The sequence below is a fragment of the Poinsettia branch-inducing phytoplasma str. JR1 genome, assembly GCF_000309465.1.
In the GTDB taxonomy this organism is placed as follows: domain Bacteria; phylum Bacillota_I; class Bacilli_A; order Acholeplasmatales; family Acholeplasmataceae; genus Phytoplasma; species Phytoplasma pruni.
This window is the reverse complement of record NZ_AKIK01000051.1, coordinates 1-4,413: the sequence shown is the minus strand read 5'-3', so window position 1 is coordinate 4,413 and position 4,413 is coordinate 1. Positions and strand designations below refer to the sequence as shown.

Below are 4,413 nucleotides of genomic sequence, written 5' to 3'. Positions count from 1 at the left end.
TTTAGGATTTAGGGTTTGGGGTTTCGTGTTTTGGGGCGTCAACTTTTTTTAAAAAAAATAACAACAAAAACAAAAACCGCTTAAAGATGAATAATTTATCATGAGAAAAATCGACTTTTTAAGCTTTTTTCATGATTTTTTCTTTCTAATAAAATTTTTTTATTTTGTTTTTTTGTTTTAAGAAAGATTTTGAAAAAATGTGAAAACAAGAGGTCAAAAATGAATTTTTCTTGAATTGGAGCTATATTACGAGATTTAAATAAAAACGCGCTAGATAATCTACTTTTTAAAATTTAAAAATAAACCTCTACCGTCGAGTTTTTAAAATATAATTAATTTCATATTTTTTATTCTCTTTTTAGAGTTATTTAAATAAAAAAAGCCAATTTATTTAAATTCGCTGGGTTGTTTAATATAAAAAGGTAATTGTTTTGTCTATTAACTAATTTCCTTTAATTTAATTTCAAAATAAACTTTCATCGCCATTAAATGCTTTTTATCTATAGGGTTCAATGTTGGTTTGGCGATTTCAACGGCTAAGTAGTCAATTTGGGATTTGAATATTTGTTGGCGCGCTTGGGTTGTTTCTTGACCCGAAGTTAAGACTATACAGAAGTAGTGAGTTTAGACAAATAAAAAACCGACCGCCCCTCCCAAATAAAAAATAACGAAATCGCAGGCGCTAAAAGTAATTTTATTTAAAATTTACATCTTAGTTCTTCTTTGTAAATGAGATTTTGTCTTTCTTTTACCGTATTAATTTTTTCTTTCTAATAAAGTTTTTTATTTTGAAAAGGCTTTCACAGGTTTGCTGTTGTTTAGGAATTAAAGAAGGATTATTTAGTTCATTTAATTATTAAACTTAGTTGAATTATTAAGTTAATAACTCAGATTTAACTTTTAATCTAGTTAATATCAAGATTTAAATAGTTTGCAGAGATTTTGAGGTCGAGAATAAAACCGTTAAAAAAGAATCAATAAGATTACTTAATAAATAATTAAAACAGTTTTTTTCGATTTCAATATATTTGAATATCTTCAAGCAAAGAGGCTTTAATTTTAAAAAATTCCTTTTTTAGAAGGCGTTTACAAAACCGTACTAAAAAAAGAGAAACTGTTGTTATGTAAATTAATATAAAAATAGTATTTTTTAAAATAACTATTATAATAAGGAACTCGATGGAGTTCCTTATTTTTTTATTTATCAATATATAAGGCATACAAAATTCACCGATAATATTTTTTTAGATGTACCGATAAATATACCGATAATTTTTTTTGAAAAAGTTAAATTATTACTTAGTCTTTTGTATTTGACTCGTCTTTTTTAGTTTCTTGTTGTTTTGATTAGTTGCCCTCGGAATCGCATTCTTAGAAGCAATTAATGATTTGACCATCAGAATTATAAAAAGTTGTTTTAATTGGTTTTTCGTTGGAATCGTATTCTTCGATGCAATTAATGGTTTGACCATCAGAATTATAAAAAGTTGTTTTAATTATTTTTTCGTTGGAATCATAATCTTCGAAGCAATTAATTGTTTTACCATCAGATTGATATTGAGTTGTTTTGATTAGTTTTTCATCGGGATCGTATTTGTAGATGAAATTAATGGTTTGTCCATCAGATTGATATTGAGTTTTTTTGGTTAGTTTTTTATCAGGATCGTATTCGTTTATGAAAGTATAATTAATTGTTTTACCATCAGATTGATATTGAGTTGTTTTAATTGGTTTTTCATCAGAATCGTATTCTTCGACGTAATAAATGGTTTTGCCATCAGGTTGATATTGAGTTGTTTTGATTAGTTTTTCATCAGGATCGTATTCGTATTCTTCGATGCAATTAATGGTTTTATAGTCAGATTGAAAATAAGTTGTTTTAATTATTTTTTCATCGGAATTGTATTCGTATTCTTCGATGCAATTAATGGTTTGACCATCAGAATTATAAAAAGTTGTTTTAATTATTTTTTCGTTGGAATCATAATCGTAGATGCGATTAATGGTTTTGCCATCAGGTTGATATTGAGTTGTTTTGATTAGTTTTTCATCAGGATCGTATTCGTATTCTTCGATGCAATTAATGGTTTTATCGTCAGATTGAAAATAAGTTGTTTTAATTATTTTTTTATCGGAATTGTATTCGTTTCTGAAGATATAATCAATGTTTTTGCCGTCAGAATTATAAAAAGTTTTTTTGATTAGTTTTTCATCGGAATTGTATTTGTTTTCTTCGATGTAATTAATGGTTTTATCATCAGATTTATAAAAAACTCTTTTTAAAATTGGTTCTGGAAAATCATCAGTATTGTAAACTTTGGTATAAGCTTTTTGAATATCTTCAATAAAAATATTAAAAGAATTACCTCTATTTGTATTCGAAATATTGATAGCTCTCTCATTGACTCTTGCAATAGCTTTTAAAAAGTTTTCTAAAGTTCTATTAGATTTTATTTCTTCTCCTCTTAAAAATGATAATTCATCTAATTTGTTATTAATATCTTCAACTAAATAATCTTTGGCTTTTTCTGAATATTCATTACCTCTTTTTTTAATCATAAATTCTAAAAAAGCTTTACGATCTTTAAAATCACCGACTTTAACTTCTGTTTTATAATCAAATCTTGATTTAATAGCTTCATCTAATTTCTGAAAGTGATTAGTCGCTGCGATAATAAAAATAGGATTGTTAACATCATTTTCAGTTGAAGTTAATTCAGTTTTGAATTGATTAACAACATTTGCTGTATCTGAATTAGCTTCTAAACTGCCTAAATCTGTAAAAATCGTGTCACATTCATCAAGAAAAATAATAGCTCCATTATTTTTTTGTGCTTCTTTTCTCGCTGATTTGAATAAATTAATTACCAAATTTTTTTCGACTCCTTTGTATTTTTGGAAAAACATCGAAGAAGAAATTTCAAAAAAAGGTAAATTAGTTTCTTTAGCAACTGCTCTTGCTAAAATAGTTTTACCAGTACCAGCAGTTCCATACATTAAAATTCCCATTGGAGCTTCGCATTTACCATTTGATTTACGATTTTTGGTTTTTTGTGCATATAAAATAAATTCTTCCAAGATTTCTTTTTCCTTTTGCATCCCAATTATTTCAGCAAAAGATAAAAATTTATCTGTTTTTGAGGGTTTAAAAGTAACAGGATCATTTTCTGATGCAGAAGATAATTTAAAAGAAGGATGAATTTCTTTAACTATGAAATTTAATTTATCTCGAAAAAGTAATTCTTGATTTGCTTTTTTTATTTGTTGATTTTCGTTTTTGTCTCGTTGTGATAATTTTTGAACATCTTCTTTAATCTTTGCTATTTCATGAGTTGTTTTCCAATTAGCAAAAGATACCAATGATAATAAAATAAATAATAAAAATAAAAAGATAGAAATGACAGTTTTTTTTTTTTTTTTTGTAAAGGTTTCGATGTTTTCATTTGATTTTCTCCTATTTTGACTTTTCCTTTCTAAGTAAGATTTTTTTATTTGTTTATGTGTTTTTCATGTTTTTTTATTTTCTTTTTTTTTCGATTCTTTCTGAAAAAAATTATTGTTTTTAAAGTGTATAAAAAAAATGTCCAGCAGAAACTTCATACCAATCTAAATCAGCTTGATTTTGCTCAAACAAAAAAGTAAATTTATTGTTTTGAGCATCAATTTTATTTTCTTGAATATTGTTGATTTTATTTTTAATTTTCGGCATAGCGTTTAATAATTTTTTGGTATAAGGTGTTTTGTAGATGTTCAAAAATTTTTTTAGTAGGACCCATCTCTACTATATTGCCTAAATGCATCCATCACAAATATCCGATCGCTTAAATAACTAGCCGCTTCTAAATTATGAATAATAAATAAAAAAGTAATTTGATAATCTTTTTAAATTTATTTAAAAAATCTAAAATTTAGTTTTGATTAGAAACATCTAAAGCTAAAACTATTTTGTCACAAACAACAAATTTAGGTTTTAAAATTAAAGACCTAGCGATCGCTATTCTTTGTCTTTGTCCGCCTGATAGATAGTTAGCGTAATGATTATATAATTTGCGGTCTGCTCCGCATTTATCCATAATATCTAAAATCATCGCTTCATATTAAGGATCTTTTTTTATTTTTAACCATTTTATAGATTAATAAACCTTCTCCAATAATATCGGCAATTTTAAATTGAGGATCTAAGGAAGAAAAAGGGTCTTGAAAAATCATTTGCAATTCTTTGGTTAAAAGACGTTTTTCTTTAGAGTCAATAAGGGTTAAATCAATCTTTTCTTAGTCTTTACAATACAAGACTTTACCTGAATCAGGTTTTTGCAATTGTAAAATAACTTGTCCTAAAGTGGAATTGCCTGAACCAGAACTAACGACGATTGATAAAGCTTCTCCTTTGAAAATAGATAAATTAATATTATT

General features: G+C 25.9%; 4 protein-coding genes. All 4 read right to left on the bottom strand.

Features of this window, described 5'->3' with window-relative positions; genetic code table 11:
• Positions 1 to 1,371: 1,371 nt before the first annotated feature.
• Positions 1,372 to 3,360, bottom strand: a complete 1,989-nt coding sequence (locus ON17_RS03250) for a DUF2963 domain-containing protein (protein WP_017191716.1) — start codon at positions 3,358 to 3,360, stop codon at positions 1,372 to 1,374.
• A 202-nt stretch (positions 3,361 to 3,562) separates the two neighbouring features.
• Positions 3,563 to 3,754 (bottom strand): hypothetical protein, encoded by a 192-nt coding sequence (locus ON17_RS03870; protein WP_017191715.1) that lies wholly within the window; start codon positions 3,752 to 3,754, stop codon positions 3,563 to 3,565.
• Between the two features lie 154 nt (positions 3,755 to 3,908).
• The gene (locus ON17_RS03865) at positions 3,909 to 4,088 is read right to left on the bottom strand and encodes an ATP-binding cassette domain-containing protein (RefSeq protein ID WP_017191714.1); all 180 of its coding nucleotides are present in this window, start codon (positions 4,086 to 4,088) and stop codon (positions 3,909 to 3,911) included.
• 184 nt (positions 4,089 to 4,272) lie between these two features.
• Positions 4,273 to 4,371, bottom strand: a complete 99-nt coding sequence (locus ON17_RS03860; protein WP_261974249.1) for a hypothetical protein — start codon at positions 4,369 to 4,371, stop codon at positions 4,273 to 4,275.
• Between the last annotated feature and the right edge of the window lie 42 nt (positions 4,372 to 4,413).

What these genes read in the sequence shown, in the direction of transcription:
- ON17_RS03865 (WP_017191714.1), bottom strand. Translation starts at nt 4,088, where the DNA reads ATGATTTTAGATATTATGGATAAATGCGGAGCAGACCGCAAATTATAT.